This is a genomic window from Streptomyces spongiae, from assembly GCF_009377185.1.
Taxonomy (GTDB): Bacteria; Actinomycetota; Actinomycetes; order Streptomycetales; family Streptomycetaceae; genus Streptomyces; species Streptomyces spongiae.
The window spans coordinates 1-1,265 of record NZ_VJZC01001077.1 but is presented as its reverse complement, the minus strand read 5'-3'; the positions used below and the strand labels follow the sequence as shown (position 1 = coordinate 1,265).

Here is a 1,265-nt window from a genome sequence, read left to right as displayed (position 1 = left end):
GGGTCCGCCCGCGCCGACGGGGAGCAGGACGGTCCCCGGGGCCGTGGCCGCAAGAGCGTCGAGGGTAGTGCCGTGGACAACCGAGGGATCGGCGGCGGTCCACGGGGACGGCTCGTCGGTCAGTACGGCCAGACTCGGTTCGGTGGCCTCCCTGGTGCCCGACGAGGGGAGAGTGACCGGCGTCCACTCCAGCCGGAACAGGCTGCCCGCGCGGGGGACGTCGCCGCTCAGGGCCGGCAGGGGGCGCAGAACCAGCCCCTCCGCCTCGGCGGCAGGCGCGCCGGTCTCGTCCGCCGCGTACACAGTGACCCTGTCGTCGCTGTGCCGGACGAGCCGGGCACGAAGCCCTGCCGCGCCCACGGCGTGCAGGCGTACACCACTCCACAGGAACGGCAGCCGAGCCTGGTCGGGACTGTCCTGCGGCAGGGCGAGGGCGTGCAGGACGCTGTCCAGCAGCGCCGGGTGGACCGCGTAGGCGGTGGCCTCGGCGGCGGCGGGCTCGGGCAGCGCGGCCTCGACGTAGAGGCCGTCGTCGTGCCGCCAGGCCCTTGTCAGCCCGCGGAACGTGGGTCCGTAGTCGAGGCCGGCCGCCGAGAGCCTGTCGTACAGGCCGTCCAGCGGGAGCGGTTCGGCGCCGGCCGGGGGCCACGCGCGCAGGTCCCAGTCGGGCTCGGCCGGCCGTGTGGTGAGGCCGGCCGTGGCGTGCAGGGTCCAGGGTGTGTCGGCGGGCGCGCGCTCGGGGCGGGCGTGTATGCGCAGGGCGCGGGTCCTGGTACCCGTCTCCGTCTCCTCGGTCGGTTCGACGGAGATCTGTACCTGCGCGCCGCCGTCCTCGGGGAGAACGAGCGGCGAGTGCAGGGTGAGGTCGGCGACATGGTCACAGCCGGCACGGTCACCGGCCTGGACGGCGAGTTCGAGGAGAGCCGTACCGGGGACGACGACGCGTCCGGCGACCATGTGCTCGGCCAGCCAGGGGTGGCTGTCCGCGGACATGCGTGAGGTGAGCAGCAGGGTGTCCGACCCGGCGACGGGCAGGGTGGCGCCGAGCAGCGGATGCCCGGGGTTGCCGAGGCCGAGCCTGTCGGCGGCGGCGCCGGTGCGGCTCGGCCGCAGCCAGTACCGCTGCCGCTGGAAGGCGTACGTCGGCAGGGAAACGTCACGGGCCCCGCTGCCCGCGAACAGGGCGGCCCAGTCGACGTCGGCCCCCCGGACGTACAGCTCGGCGACGGCGGCGAGGAAGGTCTCGACCTCGGGCAGGCCCTTGC

General features: G+C 75.3%; 1 protein-coding gene. It reads right to left on the bottom strand.

Translation table 11 applies throughout. The annotated features are described in order from the left end of the window. Positions 1–1,265 (bottom strand): polyketide synthase dehydratase domain-containing protein (locus tag FNH08_RS50220; RefSeq protein WP_194238907.1); only part of this gene is annotated, 1,265 nt, incomplete at both ends.